At 34.1% G+C, this 24,309-nt stretch carries 20 protein-coding genes; 5 read left to right on the top strand and 15 right to left on the bottom strand.

Annotated elements, in window-relative coordinates:
* Positions 1–473 precede the first annotated feature (473 nt).
* The 3 genes from B3P23_RS02730 to B3P23_RS02720 form a co-directional block, all read right to left on the bottom strand.
* Positions 474–1,013 carry a hypothetical protein gene (locus B3P23_RS02730; RefSeq protein WP_293924330.1) on the bottom strand — a complete coding sequence of 180 codons (540 nt, stop codon included), beginning with the start codon at positions 1,011–1,013 and terminating at the stop codon, positions 474–476.
* Between the two features lie 863 nt (positions 1,014–1,876).
* Positions 1,877–3,757: a hypothetical protein gene (locus B3P23_RS02725; RefSeq protein WP_293924328.1), complete on the bottom strand. Its 1,881-nt coding sequence runs from the start codon at positions 3,755–3,757 to the stop codon at positions 1,877–1,879.
* Between the two features lie 6 nt (positions 3,758–3,763).
* Positions 3,764–4,291 carry a hypothetical protein gene (locus B3P23_RS02720; protein WP_293924327.1) on the bottom strand — a complete coding sequence of 176 codons (528 nt, stop codon included), beginning with the start codon at positions 4,289–4,291 and terminating at the stop codon, positions 3,764–3,766.
* A 2,259-nt stretch (positions 4,292–6,550) separates the two neighbouring features.
* Between B3P23_RS02720 and B3P23_RS02715 the strand changes: the two genes are divergently transcribed.
* Positions 6,551–8,278, top strand: a complete 1,728-nt coding sequence (locus tag B3P23_RS02715; protein WP_293924325.1) for an RICIN domain-containing protein — start codon at positions 6,551–6,553, stop codon at positions 8,276–8,278.
* Positions 8,279–8,635: 357 nt separating this feature from the next.
* On the opposite strand, the gene B3P23_RS02710 is transcribed toward B3P23_RS02715, so the two are convergent.
* The 7 genes from B3P23_RS02710 to B3P23_RS02680 all read right to left on the bottom strand — a co-directional run bounded on the left by B3P23_RS02710 (position 8,636) and on the right by B3P23_RS02680 (position 15,904).
* Positions 8,636–9,772, bottom strand: coding sequence for a clostripain-related cysteine peptidase (locus tag B3P23_RS02710; protein WP_293924324.1), 1,137 nt, complete (start codon positions 9,770–9,772; stop codon positions 8,636–8,638).
* Between the two features lie 32 nt (positions 9,773–9,804).
* A complete protein-coding gene (locus B3P23_RS02705; RefSeq protein ID WP_293924323.1) occupies positions 9,805–10,362 on the bottom strand; it encodes a DUF5025 domain-containing protein in 558 nt (185 codons plus the stop codon).
* 63 nt (positions 10,363–10,425) lie between these two features.
* A complete protein-coding gene (locus tag B3P23_RS02700; RefSeq protein ID WP_293924322.1) occupies positions 10,426–12,042 on the bottom strand; it encodes a hypothetical protein in 1,617 nt (538 codons plus the stop codon).
* 916 nt (positions 12,043–12,958) lie between these two features.
* Entirely contained in the window at positions 12,959–13,474 is a 516-nt protein-coding gene (locus B3P23_RS02695) for a PDDEXK nuclease domain-containing protein (RefSeq protein WP_293924320.1), read from the bottom strand.
* 227 nt (positions 13,475–13,701) lie between these two features.
* Positions 13,702–14,619, bottom strand: coding sequence for an Rpn family recombination-promoting nuclease/putative transposase (locus tag B3P23_RS02690; protein WP_293924319.1), 918 nt, complete (start codon positions 14,617–14,619; stop codon positions 13,702–13,704).
* A 258-nt stretch (positions 14,620–14,877) separates the two neighbouring features.
* Positions 14,878–15,663: a hypothetical protein gene (locus B3P23_RS02685; protein WP_293924317.1), complete on the bottom strand. Its 786-nt coding sequence runs from the start codon at positions 15,661–15,663 to the stop codon at positions 14,878–14,880.
* Between the two features lie 70 nt (positions 15,664–15,733).
* A complete protein-coding gene (locus tag B3P23_RS02680) occupies positions 15,734–15,904 on the bottom strand; it encodes a hypothetical protein (RefSeq protein WP_293924315.1) in 171 nt (56 codons plus the stop codon).
* 167 nt (positions 15,905–16,071) lie between these two features.
* Between B3P23_RS02680 and B3P23_RS02675 the strand changes: the two genes are divergently transcribed.
* On the top strand, positions 16,072–16,782 hold the full coding sequence (locus B3P23_RS02675; RefSeq protein WP_293924313.1) for a hypothetical protein: 711 nt from the start codon (positions 16,072–16,074) through the stop codon (positions 16,780–16,782).
* Positions 16,782–16,904: a hypothetical protein gene (locus B3P23_RS02670; protein WP_293924311.1), complete on the top strand. Its 123-nt coding sequence runs from the start codon at positions 16,782–16,784 to the stop codon at positions 16,902–16,904. The genes B3P23_RS02675 and B3P23_RS02670 overlap by 1 nt, the downstream gene beginning before the upstream one ends.
* 445 nt (positions 16,905–17,349) lie before the next feature.
* Here B3P23_RS02670 and B3P23_RS02665 read toward each other — a convergent pair whose 3' ends face one another.
* From B3P23_RS02665 to B3P23_RS02650, 4 genes are all read right to left on the bottom strand, one after another.
* Positions 17,350–18,258 carry an alpha/beta fold hydrolase gene (locus B3P23_RS02665; protein ID WP_293924310.1) on the bottom strand — a complete coding sequence of 303 codons (909 nt, stop codon included), beginning with the start codon at positions 18,256–18,258 and terminating at the stop codon, positions 17,350–17,352.
* A 117-nt stretch (positions 18,259–18,375) separates the two neighbouring features.
* Positions 18,376–19,197, bottom strand: coding sequence for an alpha/beta fold hydrolase (locus tag B3P23_RS02660; protein WP_293924308.1), 822 nt, complete (start codon positions 19,195–19,197; stop codon positions 18,376–18,378).
* Positions 19,198–19,417: 220 nt separating this feature from the next.
* Positions 19,418–20,242, bottom strand: coding sequence for a helix-turn-helix domain-containing protein (locus tag B3P23_RS02655; RefSeq protein WP_248755899.1), 825 nt, complete (start codon positions 20,240–20,242; stop codon positions 19,418–19,420).
* A gap of 395 nt (positions 20,243–20,637) precedes the next feature.
* Complete coding sequence (locus B3P23_RS02650; RefSeq protein ID WP_248755898.1) at positions 20,638–21,027, bottom strand: cupin domain-containing protein; 390 nt, start codon at positions 21,025–21,027, stop codon at positions 20,638–20,640.
* A gap of 744 nt (positions 21,028–21,771) precedes the next feature.
* Here B3P23_RS02650 and B3P23_RS02645 point away from each other — a divergent pair.
* Together B3P23_RS02645 and B3P23_RS02640 are read left to right on the top strand one after the other, a co-directional pair.
* Positions 21,772–22,206, top strand: coding sequence for a GNAT family N-acetyltransferase (locus tag B3P23_RS02645; RefSeq protein WP_248755897.1), 435 nt, complete (start codon positions 21,772–21,774; stop codon positions 22,204–22,206).
* Positions 22,207–22,758: 552 nt separating this feature from the next.
* Positions 22,759–22,953, top strand: a complete 195-nt coding sequence (locus tag B3P23_RS02640; protein ID WP_094772339.1) for a cold-shock protein — start codon at positions 22,759–22,761, stop codon at positions 22,951–22,953.
* A 213-nt stretch (positions 22,954–23,166) separates the two neighbouring features.
* Here B3P23_RS02640 and B3P23_RS02635 read toward each other — a convergent pair whose 3' ends face one another.
* A complete protein-coding gene (locus tag B3P23_RS02635; RefSeq protein WP_293924304.1) occupies positions 23,167–24,132 on the bottom strand; it encodes a helix-turn-helix domain-containing protein in 966 nt (321 codons plus the stop codon).
* Positions 24,133–24,309: the final 177 nt, after the last annotated feature.

Raw genomic sequence — 24,309 nt, 5'->3', positions numbered from 1 at the left:
TTAACGAACATTTCATATTTTTGTGGATTGCTCTAATTATTTCTTTAATAAGCTTAATATCTACCAAATTTACTGCCATAATACATTTGGTTTTATTAAAAATTACTCATATAATTGGACAAATCGTACAGAAGGCCATTCTCATTAGTGTATTCTTTATTATTCTTACTCCAATAGCATTACTTTCAAGACTACTAGGAAAAAAAGATATCATGATGTTAAAAAAGGGATACAAAAGTACTTTTCTAGATAGTTCTGAAAAAATCGACAAAACCTATTTTAATAAATTATGGTAGTTAAATACTTAAAATATTACTCAAACCAACTATACCAAAAATTAGAAAATGAGTTAGTTACTTGAAATTCTTAATTTGCATCAATTTAAACTTAATGAGTAGTACTCAATATTTAGAAATTTTAGATTATAAAGAAAACCTATTCAAATATATCTTTATTATTTTGTATTTTCAAAGTTATTTTTTTCCGAATTTTTGAAAAAATTTATGCCTACCTTCTTTATCATAAACGTACGGATCTGAAAATAATTCATCCCAATTCTTTAAGATAGTTTCAAAATCTTTTCCAATAAATTTTTCTAATTCAGATTTGACAACAAAAATTTCATAAACCTCATTCTTATATGGTAAAACTATACTTACCTCATTAACAAAATTAAGTTTCTTCATAATTCTAACAGCACCATCAATAAGTGCTTTTTGAATTGCATCTCCTGATTCCCAATACGTACTTAAGTCGGTTTCAGTGAGAATTGATTGAGGATTTAATCTTTTATATTCTTCATAACTTGAAACGTAAATAATGTTCACTGTCTCGCCTACGAGTTCAATACTCTTTATAGATCCTCCCCCTCTTAATCTTGAAGCTGCAATTTTCAATTCATCCATTTTAGAGCTCTGTTTTACAACTGTTTCAATTGAATTTTTAGATTTCTGAGTTTCATTACCACAACTAAAAAGTAGAAACGAAATCGCACTAAGGATACTTAATTTCATAATTTATGCAGTATTTTTAAATTTGATAATATTCGATTACTTCTTTAGCTTTAAATATAATCAAATAATGTATTTATCGTTCCGATTATCAATAATTTTAATCTGAATCGATATAATAATGCGCAATTTAATTCTTATTTGGCTTAGCCAATGGAAAGATTTAATGGAAGAACAAGAATTAAACAAAAAGATCGTAATAATAATGAACCTAATAACAGATCCATTGATATCTCCACCTACCGCTTGTGATTGTATATGTTTAATTTGATTGATCAATACAGGAGTACAGATAGCGGTGATCATAAACGATTGGAGTTCCTTTGCCCGAGAGCTCATCGATATAGACGCTGAAACCTATTACGGCATCTGTTAGAAGCTATATGCATTTTGCTTTAAAGACTCGACTACGCTCTTAGATAGCTACTGTTTTTGTTTTCGTAATTGCGGGATCACCCACCGAAGAGATTTACAAAGCTGGCTCCTATTTAACTCAAAGCATTGGCTTCAATAACAGCTGTTGCTGAAATGGTTATAGAATGAATAATCTTTTTTTTATAACTTTTGTTCTCATTGTTTCAGAGGTTATTAATAACTGAGAATTTTTCGAATACTTTTATGGAGATGATGATTGTCCTATTATAGGTTTAACCACTAAGTCAGCTGAAGAGAAGCAAAATTAGCAATAAGGTTTATGATCAATATATTAGTGCCTTATGCGCAGACAAGTCATGGGTTATAAAGGATGGAATCTACTGAAAACCAAAGCTAAAAGCAACTCAAAAATCATTACTATTGGAATTCATGAAAAATCATAAAGCATCATATATTTTTTTTGAACAAAAATATAGATAATAATAAAGTGACTACTTCTTTTTTACCTCTAAAATAGAATTGAAAAATTCAAAAAATGGACTTCCAACAAAGTAGCCGATTGATATACATGTACCAATGAAAAATAATGCAACGATAATCCAATGATATCCTTGAATTTTTTTAATATTGTCTCGAGTAATTATCCAAATTAGTAACACAAATAATGATAACGAGTACCCAAAAGACATAATAAATTTGTAATAGACATGTGGATCCTTATTTACGCTATTAACAGAAAATATTTGTATACTCCCAACAGAAAATAATGCAACGGCCGAGAAAATTGCTAAGATCTCGATTGACCTTCTTTCTTGTTTTCTCATTTTTTCAGAAACATCAGCAACTTCTCCAAAAACGTCCTGCAATCTATCGTAAACAGATAGGAGTTCCTTGTAACTATTTTTTTTGGAAACAACCAAGTTTTTATCCTTTGTAATTTTATTATAGTCCAATGGTAATACAAAAGATGAAAAGAAAAACAAATTGACAGGTTTAAAATCTTCGATCGAAATTTTATAAGATGACTGACATTCTATGTTTGGCATCTGAATAGGTATAAATTTTTTATATAGACTCCAATTAAATGCTTCTTCTAACTTTTCAACAACCTTAGAAAATAATTCTAATAATTCTTTAAATATCTTGTACTTATTTGGGTCTGATAAATCCACTGATACCTTATCAATTTGAATAGTCATCCTCTCAGCCAATTTTAACCATGGAAAATAGTTTCTAACCTCATCACGATTCTGTCTATTTTTAATTGCAAAAAGTAATTCTCTAAATTCGTCGCTTGAAATTGATTTTTTATCACATGTTAATGAAATACAATTGTTAAAAAGATAAGCACTAGTACAAATTCGGCTATAGCTATTGAGCTTTAAATCGTCATTGTCACGGTCGTCAAATAATTCTAACAAACTCTCAGCCTGATTCAAAATCTTTGTGTCATCTTTAAAAATTTTAATAAGTCCGTGGTAATCTTTATAATTATACTCTGAATGAACTTTAGCTTCGATTTCACGTCTTCTCTTTCTTTGTTCTGATTTAAAATTATCTATAACACCATAGTGAATCTTTATTAAATCATCCCATTCAACTAAAGTAGAATCAATGTCTATCTTTTCTAAACTTAGTATTGCATCATCTTCTTGATCAAATGAATAAATATATTCAGGTATAGTAGCATCTACGTTCGATAACTTTCGACGATAAAGTATTTTTTTTAACAAAAATGAAACCTTAACATAAATTGCTTTCTTCAAACTCTCATTTATTGAGAAATAATCAGACTCTTTACGTATAACTAGCAGATCTCTTAACAGTTCATTATCTAAACAATTTCGGAAATGCTCATATCTAATAACTGTTATTAAACGTTTAAAACTACTAATATAACCTAATACACTTTCGTCTATATCAACACTATTATTCGCAACTTTATCTCCACGAAAAATTCCTTGCTTATATTCGAAGTTCAGCTGAATATTTAAATCTCTCAAGAAATAAATTATGATAGGTTTGATATGCATTCGAAAAGGATAAATGATATTATCATGGAACTTACTTTGAAGTTCTAATTTCAAATTTTCATCTCTCAAATTATCAATTTCACTTCTTTTCCCTATAAGGTAGTTCTCTATTATTGCAAACTCTTCGTCGCTTTTATTCAATAATATATACTCGCCACTGAGAAATAGCAAATGATAATATTTTAAAATTTCATTAGCGGCAGAAATGATGTCTAACACGATCATATCTTTAGCTTCCTCGAAATATGCTTCAGCCGGAGGTATTTGTAGCCAATTGGTTTGAAAAAACTTATTTTTCAAACAATTTATTAAATCAGATGCATCTAATGATCTATCCATATAGCATTATATTACGCTATAAAATTTCTCTTCTTTAATGATTAAATCACGATTTATAGGTCTTGAATAGCTCCCGCTTTGTCTTGCCTTTTGAAAATTATATCTCCAGGAGAACCACTTATGGCTAAGTTCTACTAATTCAAATGGATCTATTGAAATTAATGAAAAATTTTCATTTCTTAATCTTGATGTAGAAATATCAATAACTTCATGATTCTCGGGTAAGTAATTATTGAAATTAACCCAATTATTAATAATCATTTTATTATTTGTAACGCTACAAAATTGTAATTCGTCTAGATGATTATATATTTCACTTTCAACATGGCCGTATGGCATAGCATGGAAGTCATCAAAAATATCCAAAGCATTTTCATTAGTACTACACGCGAAAAAATGTAACTTAATTACCTTTAATTTACTCAAATTGTTGTACTCATGATCATTAAAATCCACAATATTTAGCTTGTAATAATCACAGTGCCATTCTACCAATTTCTTCAAAAAGTATTCAAATAATAAAATCTTGTTCATAGAGATAGAAAAGTTATATAACACATAAACGTAGAAATCACAAAATTAGTTACTTAAATATAATACTTTTTATTCAATTATCAGCGAAACTATAAAAAAAATATAAATAAATACTAAAATTTTTATTATATTTTTTCGTCTATCTATTAATTCAAATAGATAGAATCTATTTTACAGATATGGAGATTGCAGTAGATTAGGGTGACCCTAAGCCAAAAGCAAATAAGTCGACTTTTCTTTAGAACACGCAGATAAATACTAACCAAATTATTGATTTAATTTTCCATAGAGTTGCCTAAATAAAACCAACTAGCCTCTTGAACGTCTTTACCTTGGTTAATTCAAAAATCAATTCTTCAATCTTATCGTCACTTTTGCCCACTGTGGAAAGTTTTACATTTAAAATAAACGTGTTGGCATTCTCCAAAGACACATTGCGTAATACAGATCGCAGCAAATATCTATGTCTATTCTCTATTTGGCCAACAATATGACTGCGAATATCCGTTTAATCTACAATTTTACAAGCTGCTTCGTTCAGAGAAAATGCTTCCTGTACTTTTCTACTTGTGTATGATTTTAATGCTCCTAACCAATCACTGAACGAACCCATCGGCATATCGTATTTATGGCCGCGCTGTTGTGTTTAGCCTTCAAAATTAGACCATCTACAACCAATTAATATTGATCCCATTTTAGCCAAGGTTGTGTTTAGCCTTCAAAATTAGACCATCTACAACACGGGACTTACGGAGGAGGCTGTTGATCGTGTTGTGTTTAGCCTTCAAAATTAGACTATCTACAACAGTATGGCTAATCTTTATGGAGCAACAGGAGTTGTGTTTAGCCTTCAAAATTAGACCACCTACCGATCCAGATCAATACAAAAATTGCGGGCAGATGTGAGTCGACAATTATCCCTTATGACCTTGAACATCCACTCCTTTTTGCTGGAAAACCATTAATTGGAAGACATTATTTATACCACAAGCTTGTAGCTAATGTTGGAATCGGCGTGATGTATAACTAAAAAGACGTATTGATTCATTAACAATCTATAGATACACAATTTTATCACCCTATCATACTGTAAAAATATACCACCTCAAAAAAATCCATATCGTGCTAGATGTGGATTTATAATTTACTCTATTGACTGTTACTCACTTGATCGATCTGACGCCAATTTTAAATTACACTGAGCTTTTAATTCATTTACTAATGTTAATGCTGTGGACAAATTGAGCAATATATCACTGATTACGTGTTTAAACTTAATCGAACAGATATAGCGACAATTATTGGAGTCAACAGAGTCTTTATTACAAATGTTGAGAATCCATCTAATAGAGCAGTTAATTTTAAAACAAAATGGTAAACCTTTTCCTTCAATAGGAATTCCAAGAAAATTTAAGACATTCAAATTATCAAAGGCAAATGAAAAAGATCTTAATCCTGATTTTTTTTACGCTCCTTAATTAAAAAATCACGCTGATCTATATTGTCACTTAATAAAACTATCTTCTGACGCTTGACTTCAGGTAAATTTAAAAATTGACATCATTACATCTATGCAACTATTGCAATCCAAGTGAGAAAATCTTATAAATAATCAGTAGCGTCCTTTATTTGAAACGATAAGAGATTGAAACATTCTTCAAACATCCAAAACGAAGACTAAAGGTCACCAGTTTTGTGGGAACATCCCAAAATGCAGTGTACATCCAGATATAGACGGCATTGATCGGAATATTGCTCTTTAAATATAGTCAGAAGCGGGCGAAATACAGCTGGAATCTGTCCATTATGGTCAACTTTATTAAACATAATATCTTCGTCAAGATTGATTTCTGGAAATGGGCTGAAGACCCCTTTATTTCAGGTAAATCGCTCGATAAAAAAGGTCAGTTTACGCTATTCTAAACCGAACAGAGAGGTACATTTAGTGTTAAGAAATAAAATCTTTCCTGAAATAGCGATGAAGACGGTTTTTTTCGTGCCCAAAAAATTATTTAAGACGCTACTGATATATATGTCAATTTTATTTGAAAAAATATTTATTTATATTTAATAATATATTTATTTTTATAAAACAACAACTTACATGACCAATATTTCCATAATACCATGCTTTCATGCGTAAAGAATCCAGGAAAAGAAAAGGTTTCACATCTGAAACTGAATGGAAACGATTTCATTATTCTGACCAACGCATTAATAGCTAAAAAAGAAGATTAATAACCCTTTAAATATTTAATTATGAGAACAAACAAAATGTGGCTATTTCTGGCCTTTCTACTAACCATTTTTTTCGGATGCTCCCGGATGGAAGAAAAAACTCTACTGGAAGAATCCGAAAGAATCCTGAGAGTCAACACCAACAACGATGCTTCTGCATTGGCGGTGACACCACCCCTGCATGTCGGCGGCAGGCACCTCAAAGACCCCTGCGGCAATAACGTTGTCTTACATGGGGTTGCCATAACACCCAGTCCCTGGTTCAATGGCTGTCAATATGGTGCGAATTCAGGCTACTGTACTTGGGACAATTATAATGTGCAGGGGGCTCTGAACTATAACAAAGCTGTCATGGACAAGCTCAGCAGCACTGCTGATGGCTGGCACCTCAATTACATCCGCCTTCACATTGACCCATATTGGACCAATAACCCCGGCTCGCCTATCCCTGAGAACGATATCTCAAGATTCAATTACAACCGTTTGGTTACCTACACTGATCAAGTTATTATTCCTTTGATCAACCATGCACGAAGCCGAGGTATGTATGTAATCCTACGTCCTCCAGGTGTATGCCCACATCGTATCGCAGTCGATGATGCGTACCATAACTACCTCAAGACCGTATGGACTTTTCTCTCGCAACACCCCGGACTGAAGAATGCTGACAACGTAATGTTTGAACTGGCCAACGAACCTGTTGAGATCCTGGGAACAAACGGCACATGGGGAACAACGGGGAATGCGCACTTTGCAGCACTCAAAAACTTCTTTCAGCCATTAGTCAACATCATTCGCAACAACGGAGCCAACAATATTTGCTGGATTCCAGGTACAGGTTGGCAATCGCATTATCAAGGCTATGTCAATAACCAGATCACCGGTGGTAATATTGGTTATGCTGTTCACATATACCCTGGTTACTGGGGTGGTGTCAACAACTATCAATCCTTCCAAAATGCATGGAATATTAATGTTAAGCCAATTGCTGACATTGCACCGATCGCTATTACCGAGACCGACTGGGCACCGCAGGGATATGAAACCTTCGGCATCGGCACAACCGGCACAGCAGGCGGAAACGGCTTTGGTGCCAATTTAAAATATATTGTGGATCAATCCGGCAATGTAAGCTGGAACCTCCTTGCACCAGATAATCTGCTACACAAGGGTGATCCTAATGCAGGAACAGCCTATAACAACGATTGGGAAGCCTGCGCAGCTCCAAGCAAGCAATGGTTTCAGCAATATGCTGCCTCTAACTATCCTGTTGCAAACTGTAACGAAACCAGCAGTCTGGTCAATAATGGTATTTATGAAATCGAATTTCAGACCGACCCCAACAAAGTACTTGATTTAAAATCCGGAGAGGACGTCAATGGTGCAGTATTAAGACCATGGACGAGGAATGGTGCTTCTGCACAGCGGTGGGTTGCCATTAACGCCGGCAATGGCTACTGGCGTTTTGTGTCTAAAGCCAGTGCAACAAATCGCTGTATCGATCTGGCTAGTAACAGCAATACGCTGGGAACTTCAATTCGGCTTTGGGAGAACTATAGCAATGATGCACAGTCCTGGCAGGTAGTCTCCATCTCCAATGGTTATTACAAAATCCTATCCAAAGTGGATGCTACCCGTGGCTGGGATATCCCCAACTGTAGCATGGACGGTAATTCAACCTTACACCTTTGGGATTATTACGGAACATCCTGTCAATTGTTCAAGTTCAAATTTATTGGAATGAACTAGATGACATAAAGTGTCTATCACTAATTCTGAAAACAAAAAAATAGGATGCATTTTTCAGCATCCTATTTTTTTACAGTAGCGTCCTTTAGATTTGCTATTATTAAAAATGCTTATATTACTAATAAAAGATTAACTATCGACGGTGGCTCATTTTAGTTGCGTCAAGGTTTTTAATACCTATTTTAGGATCGAATCCATCGCCGATTTTTTTTTCTTAATTTTCATATAACAATTCGGATTCATTACCCACTATTAAGGACTTGAAGTATAGGAGAAAAAAAGTTAGAGCATTGACATACTAATTTAATTAAAAATGGAAGACTTCAAAGCCATTCTGCTCAGAATGGCTTTGTTATGTTATTTTAAGAAAAAACTATCCCTGTTCCAGCTTAATTCTGAGTAATATGTATAAAAAGGATCATCAGGTAATGGACAGGAAATGGTAATACCTGAGAATTTATAAATTTTGTTACCCAAAAATTCCTTGGTATTATTTTTATAAAGGATGGCTTCATCCATTAATTTGCGGATGGCATCAGCTTCCTCTTGTTTAAAATTTTTGGTTATAAAGTCACTAAAGTCATACAGCTTAACAGGAAATCCAGGTGTAAAATCCAATCTCTGTACATCGTCTGTTACATATACTCGATCATGATCGGATTTTAATTTAAGGTATGACGCTAACTTACTTAATTTGGATAAATCCGTAACGGACACCGAAGCTGACCTATAAAGTCCTTGTTGAATATCGTAATAATTGAAAAATGAGTTGGCAATACGAATTAAAGAATTTCGATCGGGATATGAAAGTGCTGAAACAAAAGCTTTATAAGGAAACCCATCAGATAAGATATCAGTCGGCGAAGCTATTATAAAGTCTGCCTTGTCTCTAAATTCATATAACACTTCAATACTTGCCATCGAACAGGCATCAAAAACGATAAAATTAAAATGCATGGGAAGCGCATCTTTCAATGCTATAATATCAATTTGTTGCCCCCTATCTTCTCCAAAAGATTTAGATTTTGGTGGTGATAAATAGTCTGCGCCTGGAGACCATGCGGTACCGTGCGACCACAGCACAAGATTATAAGTTTCACTGTTATATCTTTTATCAACATAAGTCAAAACTTCTCGAATCTGATTTGCATCTGACTTACGGTAAAAAGGAAATGACATGATCGTATCGCTCACTATTCGATATGGATCTGCATTTGCAACTATTCGCAGAAGATAGCCGATATCATCATTATCCTTTATATAAACCAGAATATTACTTTTAGCCTTGGTATTCAATAATCCTTCCTCCAGTTCATGGATGGCTTTGCGAGCTTCTCCTCTCAGATTATTATTGGCTTCCATATAGATGATCGTTGTGATGTCAGAATTAATTTTTGGCAGCTTATCATCCTTCTTACATGAAGCAAATATCTGAAGAATACCCACACAAAGAAATGTGATCAGATATCTTTTTTTATACTTATTTAATATCATTTAGCATTACATTTTCTCACAGGAACATGGATTTATTGAAATGGTTCAGTCAAAAATGAAGCTTGTACCAAAATACTGTCTTTATGATTCTTCACATTAAACAGATAACCTTTCATACTTCCTTGTACCGCAGGAACTTTAGATTGTAATTCACTAATTTTTTCAATTTGAACGTTAAAAGTTTCTCGATCTTGCAAAGTGCTATATATTTTTGCATTCTCGTTTCCAATATTACCATCCTTCGTTATTAGAGTAATCCAATTTTCATTTACTCCGTTATCACCGACGTAGGGCAAAAACCTTTTATATGTGGTCTCAGCCTTCATATCTTTTAAATTGACAATAAGTTGATTATAGATGATAAATTGATCAAAACTGTTATCTAATTCAAATTCGAATTTGATGGATTGTGCATCGCCATCTAAAGTTTTAATCACTTTTCTTGATTTATCATTTTCTAAATAAAAACCATGCCTTCCTATTTCACCTCTAAAAGTACCTGGAATATAGGGCTTGACCTCAACATGATCTTTTGAACAACTTAATAATCCAATCATCATAAACCCTGCTACTATTATATTTTTTTTCATATATCTTTAATTTCGATATCGCTATAGAAGAATTTCCTCTATAGCGATAGCTTTGATTCAACCTTATATAGGTCTTGGTAATAACATAATATCGATAGAACCTGTACCTACTGAATAACCATCATAAATTCGAACTGCTGGTTTGTCTTTCCAATAATCAACTTTTAAAATTGGATCAGAAAAATAGAATGTAGCATTTCCAAGTGCGTCACTCGTATGGGTCGTAGTCCATTTAGTGCGTTGTACTTTGGTTTCCTCTTTCTGACTAGACATACCAAATGATAAGTCCAACTTCACAAGTTTCTTAGGTAGACCACCTAAACCTAGATCTAATTTAAAATTTGCTGAACTTGAATATTTGTTTGATACTGTGATTTCTTTTTCCTCAATCTCTCCTGGATCAAATTCTTCTACAAAAATAGTCATGGTCATCGACTCCTCGGCAATATCCCACTGTTCTAGCTGTATTCCTGTACCATTAGGAGTAAACCATTTACCTTCGAGATCATTAATGGACTCGATCGAATAGGTATGTTTATCTCGATGAAAGATACCCCCCCCTTTAATGGTATGCTTAACTTTTTTGACTGTAAATAAATCCCTTGGAGATATACTCAGATTCTTGATATCAGGTTTTTCGGCATTACTACCTGCAGATCTCTTACCTTTGTAGACATAGAATCTGAATTCAAAATTTCCGTCAGTCCACACTCTTCTCACAACATCCGCCCATGGAACTGGATCTTTTAAGTCGCTACTATGCTGAAAAGATGTTAATTTCGGATCACTAGGCTGATCTGAAATGGTATAAAAAATATTGGGATTGACTCTAACTTTATGGATAAATTCTCTTACCTGTGGGTTGAAACTTCCATTTTTTGGTTTTGTTTTTGACAGTCCCCAATAAATATAATCTCTTTGCCAGTAAATAGGATCAATACCAAATTCAGCAAAAGCCTGCTGAACAATTTGCGCTGGCGCAACAATATTATCATCTCTGTAGCCATGCGCGACTCCATCAACAATAACGGCTCCCTTGGTATTTAATTTTTTATTAAAAACATCATCGAGAAACTCATAATTAGTTGAACTCATACCCTTAACTTTGATATTCTGTTTCAACCTCTCATTATCTTTCACAATTAAACATGGAAAACCTGGTATCTCATTTTTAGCAAGACTAAATAATTTATTCCCATCTCCATAAAATGTTTGTTCAGATTCGTAGTTTAATGCAGTTACAACAATATCGTTGTCATTTGTATCCCACTTCTCTGCATTAAAGTCGTTGAACATCGTTAGATCTGGAACGTATATATTCAGTAATGGCAAAGAGGCTTCGATACTTTTAAGCGTATTTTCGTTATCCGTATACTGCAAGAGTATTTCTCGAAATGACATTCCATCTTTAACTATTTTATCTTTAATAAAAGGATAAAATACATCATAATCATTATCGAATTGTTCAATGGCTATTTCTTTTATAAAATTCCTTAAATCTTTGCTGTCATAAACAGCCTTTGAAAGTATTTTAGAAAACTCAATTCTAGCCAAATTAGACTGAGATAATGCGTTGACCGCAACTGTACTTTCAATTCCAGGCCCGACCGGTAAATTATCTTTTTGACAAGATAATAATGAAATCCCAGCTACGAGTGGATAAATAAAATGTTTATTCATTTCTTTCTTTTGTAAATAATTTTTCAAATTATTCCTGATATTTATTAAGATTTCTAAATTATTATAATAAAAACTTATAATTCTATATTATTTCTCAAAAGAATAATTAACCCCTAAATATTTCTACAAACATACTAATATTTTTTTTCTTAACTCAGGGAATTTTAAACGAAACACTTACAAAACGATAAAATATTGATTATCTGAATGAAAAAAATTTCATTCAATGACATTTTATGATTTTAAATAATTTTTGGTTAAAAAAAATACATACACTAATATCTTCAGCCAAGACGCGTGCAGCAAAAACCAAGAGCCCATAAGAGAACAACCAATTGATGAATTCACCTACGAATTGGAATTTAGGAGTTGTGAAATCACCTACACCGATAAATCCAATGCCATAAAACAGTAAAACATACAGAAGGAAAGTGGGAATATGGATTTGATCAGAAGATCAGCTTTGAGCTAAAGCTATCATCAAGACATTGCTAGCATCTAAACAGACAATAAATGCGTATATACTAAAAACATAGAGACTGTATATGGTGATGTGGGATACAACCAAACTGATATAACCTATAATGCATAAAGAGGTATGGATATGGAGTCTATGGCGCCTATAAAAATGCAGACTCGGGCAATGGAGGAAGTAATGGCGGTAGTACCAAGCCAACATCGTCTGTATGTGGAGCCAAAAACAAATCGGGAGGCTCCTGTAAACGTATCTTGGTAGGTGGAGATTGATTTATCTGTTGTAATCCGAGAATAATAACGTTTCTAAGTCAATGCGAAATATGATAATGAAATAACCATCAAATAATTTGCAGCTGATTTAGAAGACGTTATGTCTAAAAACATTCCTATCATCAAATAACCATCAAATAAAGATCTGCTGATTTGCATTTTATTGCTGTTATACTTGATTATTCTCAAACAGCTCTTGCAATTTTTGCTGTAGTAATTTTTTATCAGGTAATTGCATTTGGTATTCGGCAACCATTGTGGGTGAAAGGCTTCTACTTAAAGCATATTCTACTACTTCGCTATCTTTGTCTTTACACAGTAAAACGCCAATACTAGGATTTTCATTAGCTTTTATTACATCACGGTCTAGAGCTTCGAAATAGAAATTCAATTGCCCTAAATGTTTGGGTTTAAACTTGTCGGCTTTCAACTCAAAAGCGACCAGACATTGTAATCCTCGATGATAAAATAATAAATCAACATAAAAATCACTATTCCCAACTTGTACTTTATATTCTTCGGCAATAAACAAAAATTCTTTTCCTAGTTCTAAAATGAAATTTTTCATTTGATGAATTAAGCCTCTTTGTAGATCACTTTCGTTATATGGCTCTGGAAGGTTCAGAAAATCAAAAATATAACTATCTATAAATGCATTTGTTATACCAAAATTAAATTCTCTCAACAATGTTGAGAGTTTTGTATTTCCGATCATGGTACGTTCAAAATAACCTATTGATATTTGACGTTCTAACTCAGAGCATTGGATACAATAAAAGCTGTTGCTGAAACGGGATTTTTGTGTTGATCGGTTTGATTAAAAAATACGGCAAGTCGTAAGGAGGGTAAACAAACAAAGCCATTCTTCGGAGAATGGCTTTGTTTGTTTTTATTTATATGATCTAAGATCGTTTATTTCAGCTTTTCGATTTCGTCAATACTAAGACCAGTACCTTTTGCAATATCTGCAATAGGTAAACCCATTTTCTTGAACTCTAATGCTGCCTCAATAGCTTTTTTGCGCTCGCCTTCGGCTTTAGCAATTACAACAGCTTTTTTAGCTTCTTGCAATTGATTTTCAAGTCCTTCCAATTGATTTTCAAGTCCTTCTTGGTACATGCGCACTGCTTCGGCATCCCATTTACGTTTTAAACTAATATCATACATAGTTCGTTCCTCCTTTGTCAATTTTGCGTAGCTGGCCAACTGAAAGAAGCGTTGAAATACGGTCGAATTCATAATTCGTGGCAAGGTCTTTAACGTTGACATATTCTTGAGCATATAAAATACTTTATCCAGTTCGTCTTCAACCTCAGCTTCGCTTTTAACAAAGTTAATAATTTCTAAATAGATAAACCCCAAACCCTCGTAAAAAATTTTCCCTGAATCTCTATTACACAGGCAAGTATCATGAAAATATGTACTCCGATCACCTCCTGGCATATGAAAACCATCCATCAGGACAATGGTGTAAACCTCGGGAATGGCATAACCCCAGGCTTTGCGGTTTCCTTTGGGTGCTGTGTCTGAAATAACCTTGCTGGCATAATAGAGCATGCGTTGCTTTAGATTAGCCTGACTGCTGGTCTGCATCTCGATGATGATCTCTTCTCCTGTACTGATCTGGACTACCAAATCAAAGATAACTTTGCCGATCTCTTCGGTTGCACCAATACGCTCGGTATCCCGATAAGTAAGGTCTGTGATGGTCTTTCGACCACGAAAGATAATATTGAGAAAATTAATTAGGTTGATCTTGTCTCCGAATAACCGTTTGAAGCCCTCATCGGTAGTCGGATCAATAAAAACGGGTTGAACGTGATTTTTCATAATTTTAGCATTTGCTGAAATAATTAACTATTGCTAAGCAAACATCAGAAAAACTAAAATTATTAGCCGGTTATTAAACGTTTGTAGTCGTTTGTAAACGTTTGTTGTCGGCTAGCAGTCAAAAAAAAGCATCAACTTGTTAACCTAGTCTTGCTTGCCGGACACAAAAAAAGCCACATCTAGCGACATGACCTTAACTAAACATATGATTAAACAGTAAATTACTTATAAGAATTGATCGATTTGGATATTTTCCAGTTAATTACGACCATTGTTCATGTTTACTCTATAAAATTCATATTCGTTTCCTTCTTCTTTATATTCGGTCAACAGCCCAAAATAAAGAGTAGAATCGTCTGACCAAAATTCCTGCTCTATTACGCAAAGCCATTTGCCGATTTTCTTTTCAAAGAAATCATTGAGCTCGGCGATCTTTTTAAATTTACCATTCTCCCTTACCTGGATAAAATGGCTGTAGCACTCCTGCCCTTCGAATACCTTGTTCAATCTGTATTTTCCAGATGGTGATATGGTCACCAAGTTGAGGTTTCCTATCTCATAGGTAGTCTGTCCCGTACACAGATCAAAACTTACATCCATGGTGTGGCCGCATTCCAATAGCAAAACGTCCTCGGAAGGAAAGTATGAAACAAAAGCACATTCACTGAGGTCAACCTCATTTTGGACAAAATCACCATTCCTGAAATTGATTTTTTTTATACCCAGGTAATTTCCCTGATCTTCAAATTCTACGATTCCTGTCAATTTTTCCTGAACGATCTTTAAATCTGTAATCTTCTCCAAAGGGATATTTACTTTAGCACGTTGTTTTGCAGAAAGGAATTCTGCGCTACTTATTTTTTCTATTGCCAATTCAATAGTTTGTGGTCTGGACTTAAGAGGTGCCGGCCCTTCATTTGCGACAGATACTTGCCTTGCTTTGGATGGGAAACCACGGTTTGTTGTTCCTTTCTGATCACAGGATAGCACCACTATGGACAGAAAAACAATTACTGATATTTTTTTCAAAAACTTAATTTTCATGTGCATTGAAATTTTAATAGCTGGTTCCTTTTAACTATCCATCGGTCATTTCATGTGCCATCCTTACATTCTAGCAAGGAAACCACCAGTGCATAAAATATACCCTTCCATTCTTAAAAAATATTTTGATATGCCCATCGGAGCTGCCATTTACATCCTCTTTTAACTGTATGACCCACAGTTTTCCTTCTTTGTCCATACCCAACCTACCTTTTACGGCTGTCGGAAACAGACGTTGCATATCATCCAGGGTAGTGCCTGCATAGTTAGTTTTAAATGTAAAATAACTAGCGTATTTAAATACACAAAAATTACGATATGGATTTTAAAAACATTGTTTCTTTTTGAACCTTTTTTAAGAATAGATGTTTTATAAAAAACATTTAGAAATTATTTAAACATCTATTTATGAAAAAGAATTTACATGTATTAGTTTTTCTATTCTCACTAATATTGAGCATTTCTAGCCTAATTGCCCAACAGAAAGAAGATACTGTATATCTTTTAGATGGTGGTCAAAAAAAAGGCAAAGTACTTACAATCGGAGATGAAATCGTCAAGTTTAATTATACAGGAGAAGAACTTCAATATGAACTTAAAAAGTCATTAATCGAAAAGATTGTTTTTGGCAATGGAAGAGTAGAATTATTTAAAGAAACGAACACAGCTTCCAATGCAGGCAATACAACTACTGGTCAGATGAACAGCGTGTCAAACGGAAATAAACTTGCTATTGTCCCATTTGAAATTGCGAGCAACGATCAGGGACTGACAACGGATGTCATGAGACGAGAAATACAACAGGCCTGCGCTGAGGCATTGCGATCAAGATCTCTTTCTTTCCAAATCCAAGATCCTAGAACGACAAACGCTACCCTTGCTAAATCAAATATTAATATTGCCGATATCGCAAATCACACTCCTGAGGAACTTGCCAAACTACTTGGAGTAGACTATATTATCTTAGGAGTTTATGAGATATTGAGAATAAAGGAACATCCAGTTTCGGATCAGGATCTGCTACATATAACGATAAGAAGAAAGATGATAAAAGCAAGGGCAGCGTATACCAGTCCAATAATTCCTACACAACTACAATTTATGACACAAAGGTCTTGATGACGATTTACGATGCTAATGGAAGACAGCTATTTTCGGATTCAAGAAAACCATTTATGGGTGGTGTAGATTCTTATAAAGGGGCATTGAAAACATTGGCCAAACGAATTCCTTTAAAATAGAATGTAAGAATAAGCTAGAAGTCTTTCTATAACATTTTCAGGATGAAATTCAACTAAAAAAACCACCATTTGTTTTAAATGGTGGTTTTTTTATGGGATATGCTTGTTAATTACAATTTGTAGAAATGCAGATTATCCATAAATTTCTGTCCATATAGTAATGAAAACTACCAAATACGATAATTGACCGCAGCCGTTACAAACATATTTTGCAGATCATAACTAACTCTCTTGAAAGAAACTGGAAATATTGGTACAAAACCCATCTGTCCTTTCAGGTTTACTTACCACCTTTCTGTTAGCTCTCGCTCTGCTACGATTTGTGTTTGTGTGCTACAGGACAAAAATGTCAATGTTATGAAAAGTAAAAGAATATGGTTCGTTTCAATTGATTTAAGATGAAAAATGAGGTTAGCTTTCTAAACTAACCTCATGCTGGAGTGCTCTAGTTTTTGATGAACTTTAATAATTCGCCATTAAATTTATCTAGCTCTTCAATAAACAGTGCATGACCACTTTTTTCGAAAGGAACTAAAGTTGAGTTTTTTAGTAAGGCATTCATTTGTTCTGCAAGGTCATAAGAACAGATTTTATCTAACTTACCATGCAAGATTAAAGCAGGAATTGTTATATTTTTCAGATCATCACGTAAATCACTATCTCTCAAAGTTTTCAATCCTTCAGCCATTGCATAAGGTGATGCTTGAGCCTGGATGAGTCCCAACCAAGCGCCGTGACCTTCGGATACACTAGTTTCATTGGCTGGAAAAATCTTACCGAAAGTGGCAAATAGTTCAGGACGGTTAGTATTGTTCAAATTGATCAATCCATTAACATCTTCCTTAGTCCATAGGCCATAATTAAAGTCTGCTCGTTTTGTCCAGATCGGTGCTGCAGCCCCAAATAATGCCATTTTGGAAACGTGGGCTGCATTGTATTTGGCGACATAGTGAATCACTGTAGCACCACCCATGGAAAATCCACCAATTGTAGCATTTTTAACATTCAACTTGTCTAAAACAACCTTGATATCATCGGCAAATACATCATAATTATATTTCCCGCCCGGTTTATCAGATAATCCGAATCCTCTTAAAGTGATACCAATAACCCGATAGCCTTTTTGAATGAAATCGGTATACTGATATTCGTACATGGCGTCACTCAATGGCCATCCATGAATTAAAACGATAGGCTCTCCCTCACCAAGATCGGTTACATGAAGCTTCACATTCCTCTCTACTTCAATATATTCCTCTCTTCCAAAAGATGCCGGTGGTCTTTTAATTTGTGCAAAAATGGCATTTGAAATCAGTGTTGTAAATAATATGATTGCTAAAGTTAAATTTTTCATGTTCTTTAAATATTTATTATTATTGTTATTTTTTGATAAGACAAAATTCCTTTTATTCTGTGGGGTCTAACATGGAAGGCTTTTGCCTTGAATTGCGCTTTTTGCCCAACATGATTTTTACCCTCTTATAAATGATAAAATATCCTCATTGATTACATCAGCATTAATGGTGGGCATACCATGAGAGAATCCGGGATAAATGATCAGTTTGCTGTTTTTTAAAAGTTCTGCAGCTTTAACGGCAGTGGTTGCATAGGGTACAATTTGATCATCATCTCCATGAAGAACCAAAACGGGTATTTCAACACCTTTGAGATCTTCAGTGAAATCGGTCTCCGAAAAGACTTTGATACAATCATATTGTGCTTTAATACCACCCATCATTCCCTGTCTCCACCAGTTGTCCTGAATACCTTTTTTAATGACGGCACCTTCTCTGTTGTAACCGTAAAAAGGTACTGTAAGATCATGATAAAATTGCTGTCTATTATGACGCGTATTATAGCGGATATCATCAAAAACTGCTAGCGGAACTCCTTCTGGATTATTGACATCAGCAATCATATAAGGCGTAATTGCACTTATTAAAACAACTTTTGATACCCGATCCTTTCCATATTGCGCAGCATATCTTATCGCTTCACCTCCACCTGTTGAATGGCCCACATGGATGGTATCCTTCAGCTCCAGAAAATCTACTAATTCTGCTACGTCGGAAGCATAAGTATCCATGTCATTACCCTGATACGTTTGAGCAGATCTTCCGTGACCTCTTCTATCATGGGAGATCACTCTAAATCCTTTCTCTAGGAAGAACATAATCTGAGCATCCCAATCATCTGATGACAATGGCCATCCATGGTGAAAAAATATCGGTTGGCCTACCCCCAAATCCTTGAAATAAATTTCTGTTCCGTCTTTTACTGTAAACTTGTTCATGTCTTTACTATTTAATTGTTATTGTTCTCTTTTGTTATTACAAAGTTGGGGTAATTTCGAAGGTGCATCAATGGATGCTTTTCGCTTTGAATTGCACTTTTTGCCCAAATGAATCTTAATGGAAGAAGAATAGCCTGTTTTTTAGAAATAGGAAGGTGCAAACATGAAAAAAGCACAGCCTTATAGATTGCGCTTTATTGGGAATAAATGAAATAGCGTATTAAAACTGTTTCCTAAAGTTTGTTGGTGAAATACCTGCATGTTTTGTGAAAAAACGGACAAAATAGGCGTCGTCTTCATAATTCAATGTGTAAGCAATTTCTTTCACATTCATTATGGTATGTGCTAAAAGGCGCTTACTTTCTAGAATTATACGTTTTTTTATAATATCATTTGGAGTTTCTTTACTTACTAAGCTAATTTTTTTACTTAAATTTTTTGGCGTAATACAAAGCAGATCCGCATAGTCGGCGACGGTATGAAGTTTCTTGAAATGTTGTTCAACCAATTTACTGAATTTACGCAGGAATTGGACATCGCCCTGCTGTATATTCTCAGCTAATTGATGCTGTTGCTTCCAGATACGTGTAGATTTTAGAATAATCAGTTTCAATAATGTCCTCAACATTTCTTCCGTACCCGAATCTTCATTTTTCAATTCAGCCTGAATATCGCCGATTATTTTTTGGATCTCAGCAGACTGTTCTTCATTCAGACTTATAAATGGAATTTCAAACACATTGTTATAAAGAATACCATCACAGGCAACTTCATGATCATGAATTTCTACGCAATAAAAGTCCTTGTTAAAATGAATTAATTGCCCACCAATGGTTTCACAAGGTTTTAAAATAACATGGGGATTAATGAACAGTAAGGTATCTGTTTTCATTGCTATCTCCTGAAAATCTACTTGAATGGTCGCATTTTTAGGAATAAACAGAACTTTAATATGTTCGGTTATTTTAGTAAGGGAATCGCTTTGGACGGAGGTTTTACTGAATTCTAAGTTGCCAAATTTTTTGAATGAAAATTCCTTGATCATGATGTGATTTAAAAGATTGCTATGTAGATATCTTTAAAAAAAAATTCTATGTAAAAATAGGGAATAAAATGGCAGTAATGCGTGCAGGATTTCTTTTTATTTGATGACTCATCATATTTACTTAAAATCCAACAATGTCATAAAGGCTAAAATTATCATATAAAAATTGAATAACAAATTATGTTGATGACAGATTAGATAATTTTCATCCATGCTAACCATGGGTCATTCAAAATTACAAAACAAACGAGCTATTCTTCGCTTCAATAAGTTAAGAATGGCTCATTTGTTCTCATATTACTATTTTTTAATACCTTTTTCTAAATAATCACCTTACGTTATCAAAATAGGTCGCATTTAACAGTATAGTAGCTTAAAAGATTAACTAAATCAGATTATTTTTTGAATACAAGCAGCGGCTTGTCCTTTTTGACGATGTATGTAGCAAGTTCGGAAGCCCTGAATTTACCGATATTCTTCGCAGAGTGATTTTTTCCTGCCGGCACAAAGAGGACTTCACCTGCTTTCAGGACAACGGGCTTCTCCCCTTCCAACTGATATTCAAATATTCCTTCAAGCACATAAATCACCTCTTCTCCGGGATGCGAATGCATGGCGACAGCTGCACCAGGTTCTAGGTCGATTCTGGCCTGAATGGTTTCATATCCCAAAACCCCAAGATTATGTCGCTGTAGATCTGTACGCTTGATTGGCGATTGTTGCGCCAGTACGTTACTGGATATTAATGCTGTAATCAGTCCGATTGTTAAAAGTAAATTTTTCATGATCTCCAAATTTGTTATTGTTGTTATTTTTAATATTACAAAGATGGGCTGATTTTAAACGCATATCAATGGATTCTTTTCGCTTTGTACTGCACTTCTTGCCTATTTGAAGTAATTTATCAAATAACTTCTGATTATTGGTACCGCATCTATATGGGGGACTATACTCATTATTCAACGCGGTATGCGTCTTCCTATTTGTTATTTATAATATGCTTGTTATTGTGATTACAGGATATGGTGGTACTTTGACTTTGCAACTGAGTGAGGGCAAAATACCGGTATGGATTAACATTATTTTTTGGTCCATGTGTGTAAGGCTAATTTTCAACGTGTTTTCGGCTGATTTAAAGTACTATGTATCTGAAGAATAATATTCTTTGCGCAAAAACGTTATTTTTAGAAGAATAAAGTCATTAGAAATTTATTTTATTTTCCAGTTTCTTGTGTCGATTTGTTATAATCTTCTTTTGCTTCTCTTACTAATTCATCAACATTTGATACACCCATAGAGTCAAAATGAGAACACTACCTGCTCCAATAATATGAATTATCTCCAATGATAACGCGGGCAATACGGTTACATTTCCACCGAACCAGACATTATTATCTACCCTGATCTATGTGATGGATATCCATATTTTTGCACTACGATCGCTGGATATTTAAAAAAGAGAGAGTCTATTCCGATGTAACACGTGCTTTATCCTAGTTTTTCTTTATACTTACAAATAAAAATAAACTATGACTGGTGATCAGAATTTTAAAATAGAAGTATGTACTCCGGAAAATGCCCAAAGAATTGTAGATGGAATTAATGAATATAATTTTTTAAAGGTGCCTGCCCTATCGGAAAATTGGAAACCGCTTGAATTTATTGTAAAAAATGAGCATGGATTAGAAATTGCCGGAGTATTGGGCGGAATAGATTGTTACTTGGGTCTAGAAATAAATATCCTTTGGGTAAAAGAAGAATATAGAACAAAAGGATTAGGTTCCACATTATTAAAACATATGGAAACAGTCGCAATAGAAAATGGCGCCACCATTGCAGTCTTGGACACATTCGACTTCCAAGCCGAAGAATTTTATCTAAAAAATGGCTATAAAATCATCGGTGAAATAAAAGACTATCCTAAAAACTATAGACGTATTTACTTAACAAAAAAATTGATTTGAGGTATTATTGATCTCAATTGCTATCGGAAATAATATAATTTTATTATTTATTAGGTTGAGATCATCGCCGCACGTACAAACTTTTTTATGGATCATCAAATCATGGTTTTATAAAGTAGCTACTAAATATTTACCAACCCCTTTCGTTAGATTGCTTTGATTTTGTTGTTAAACATGGATAAAAGCACGATATTGAAATTTAAACTAATTATTGAGTAACAGTTTTAATATTTTACAAAAAATAAAAATTGATTCTTTTTGAAAAAATATTTTGATTATAAATAATTTTAACTTACCTTTGTGATAGAATCAAGCATGATTGCGGCAAGTTAAAAAAAGTAGGTATTTCCTATCTGCCTTTTCTTCACCTATCAATTGCTAATTTTTGTTATTCATAAAAAGTGCGCAGTACTCTTAGAGCTTGACTCCAATCAACCTTCAAATTACACACCTCCTTTTTCTTTCTAGCAGATCGATTAACTTCTGTAAGTCATATTGGATGACTTTACAAAAGTTCAGATTTAAATAATTTTCAATAAAAACAATAATATAATGCAACAAGGAACAGTAAAATTCTTCAACGTTACCAAAGGTTTCGGTTTTATTACACCAGCAAACGGTGGTCAGGACGTATTTGTACATTCAACAGGTTTAATGGATGACATTCGCGAAAACGAAAGTGTTACTTACGAAGTAGAAAACGGTCAAAAAGGTGTTAACGCATTCAATGTGCGCGTAGCAAGATAAAAGAATTCGAGAATTATTCTAATTCTCGGTATTTTTGATGTAGTAATTAGCTAAATGCTAATTAACTACATTTTTTTTTGCATTTAAAAATCATTTCATGATCGACGAATGGCTGTAAAAAAAGACTTTGAATCTACTAAGGACAATCTTCAATTAGATTAATCGTATCAATAACCTTTGGATCTGACCCTGGTATTCAACATAAGTAATCCTTCAAATAACTTCATGACTTAACTGACTATACTTTTTGGGCTTAACTCCAATTACCGCTTCAAAAACTTTGGTGAAATGACCCAAATTGGAAAAACCAAGCTGATATCCCACTTCCGAAACAGACAGCCGTTCTTCTCTCAGCAAGCGGGCAGCTTCCTGCATTCTGAAATTTTGGAAATACTGAAAGATGCTCTTACCAAATACCTGGTGAAACAATCTTTTTAATTTAGTTTCGCTCATACCGCTAAATTTTGATAGTTCGGCAATTGAAGGTGCTTCTTGGAGATTATCTAATAACCGTTCTTTTACTTGATACAGCATCTTGATATCGGCAATATTCAAAGCGTGCACTTTCTTGTCATCCCGGCTGACAAGCGAAATCAGTAATTGACAAATGAGTTCCTGCGTTTTTAGCTTATAGTAAAAATCATGAAGCAGTGTCGGCACCTTACTGGTCACAATATCATCGACAACCTCCAGCAGCGGAATACATACCAACTCCTCAAACAATAAGGGTTGCTTATTTTCCAAAATGGTATTTACCAAAGGATGATCTATGCGCAGTCCTATCAATTCTCGTAGGTAACTGGCATCAATACTCAATGAGATCGAATTTTGAACGGTGTTTTTTGGAACAAAAAGTTCCACATTTAATCCTTGGGTCGTAATTTGAACCGAAGGTTGGAATTTGGCTCCTGCTTGCGATAGAGGGGAATTGATAATATGTTGAAAGTTAAATAGGAGCATATGAGTCGGCTGATTGCTCCGGCTAATAGCAAAGTCTTCATGGAGCTGATAGTTCAATATCATCATCCGCAATCGCTCATCAAAACTATAGCCCTGTATAAAGCCTCCTCCAACCTCTTCGGGCACTTCTACCCTTCCATTTTCGATGGTGCTACCTACTTTTTGGGCAAAAGCGGCGAGCATTCCTAATCCATCTTTTGATTTAATGTCAATTTTCATGATACCGCTTACGAGTATTTCTAGACTAAAATAAGCTATTTTACATCATTATACAACAATATTTTTGCAGTGCAACAGTTCTCCAACAGCATTGGTGCGGCAGCTATCAACTCGGTATTTGCTACTGCACGATGATCAGGATCAATTAATTTTCCAGTTAACCGTAGTTGATTTGTA

The sequence above is a fragment of the Sphingobacterium sp. UBA6320 genome (assembly GCF_002440335.1).
Taxonomy (GTDB): Bacteria; Bacteroidota; Bacteroidia; order Sphingobacteriales; family Sphingobacteriaceae; genus Sphingobacterium.
This window is presented reverse-complemented; position numbering and strand designations above follow the sequence as displayed.

What these genes read in the sequence shown, in the direction of transcription:
- B3P23_RS02675 (WP_293924313.1), top strand. Translation starts at nt 16,072, where the DNA reads ATGAAAAAGAATTTACATGTATTAGTTTTTCTATTCTCACTAATATTG.
- B3P23_RS02645 (WP_248755897.1), top strand. Translation starts at nt 21,772, where the DNA reads ATGACTGGTGATCAGAATTTTAAAATAGAAGTATGTACTCCGGAAAAT.
- B3P23_RS02635 (WP_293924304.1), bottom strand. Translation starts at nt 24,132, where the DNA reads ATGAAAATTGACATTAAATCAAAAGATGGATTAGGAATGCTCGCCGCT.
- B3P23_RS02680 (WP_293924315.1), bottom strand. Translation starts at nt 15,904, where the DNA reads ATGCAACGTCTGTTTCCGACAGCCGTAAAAGGTAGGTTGGGTATGGAC.
- B3P23_RS02730 (WP_293924330.1), bottom strand. Translation starts at nt 1,013, where the DNA reads ATGAAATTAAGTATCCTTAGTGCGATTTCGTTTCTACTTTTTAGTTGT.
- B3P23_RS02720 (WP_293924327.1), bottom strand. Translation starts at nt 4,291, where the DNA reads ATGAACAAGATTTTATTATTTGAATACTTTTTGAAGAAATTGGTAGAA.
- B3P23_RS02655 (WP_248755899.1), bottom strand. Translation starts at nt 20,242, where the DNA reads ATGATCAAGGAATTTTCATTCAAAAAATTTGGCAACTTAGAATTCAGT.
- B3P23_RS02650 (WP_248755898.1), bottom strand. Translation starts at nt 21,027, where the DNA reads ATGAAAAATTTACTTTTAACAATCGGACTGATTACAGCATTAATATCC.
- B3P23_RS02725 (WP_293924328.1), bottom strand. Translation starts at nt 3,757, where the DNA reads ATGGATAGATCATTAGATGCATCTGATTTAATAAATTGTTTGAAAAAT.
- B3P23_RS02685 (WP_293924317.1), bottom strand. Translation starts at nt 15,663, where the DNA reads ATGAAAATTAAGTTTTTGAAAAAAATATCAGTAATTGTTTTTCTGTCC.
- B3P23_RS02665 (WP_293924310.1), bottom strand. Translation starts at nt 18,258, where the DNA reads ATGAAAAATTTAACTTTAGCAATCATATTATTTACAACACTGATTTCA.
- B3P23_RS02690 (WP_293924319.1), bottom strand. Translation starts at nt 14,619, where the DNA reads ATGAAAAATCACGTTCAACCCGTTTTTATTGATCCGACTACCGATGAG.
- B3P23_RS02710 (WP_293924324.1), bottom strand. Translation starts at nt 9,772, where the DNA reads ATGATATTAAATAAGTATAAAAAAAGATATCTGATCACATTTCTTTGT.
- B3P23_RS02660 (WP_293924308.1), bottom strand. Translation starts at nt 19,197, where the DNA reads ATGAACAAGTTTACAGTAAAAGACGGAACAGAAATTTATTTCAAGGAT.
- B3P23_RS02700 (WP_293924322.1), bottom strand. Translation starts at nt 12,042, where the DNA reads ATGAATAAACATTTTATTTATCCACTCGTAGCTGGGATTTCATTATTA.
- B3P23_RS02640 (WP_094772339.1), top strand. Translation starts at nt 22,759, where the DNA reads ATGCAACAAGGAACAGTAAAATTCTTCAACGTTACCAAAGGTTTCGGT.
- B3P23_RS02705 (WP_293924323.1), bottom strand. Translation starts at nt 10,362, where the DNA reads ATGAAAAAAAATATAATAGTAGCAGGGTTTATGATGATTGGATTATTA.
- B3P23_RS02670 (WP_293924311.1), top strand. Translation starts at nt 16,782, where the DNA reads ATGACGATTTACGATGCTAATGGAAGACAGCTATTTTCGGATTCAAGA.
- B3P23_RS02715 (WP_293924325.1), top strand. Translation starts at nt 6,551, where the DNA reads ATGAGAACAAACAAAATGTGGCTATTTCTGGCCTTTCTACTAACCATT.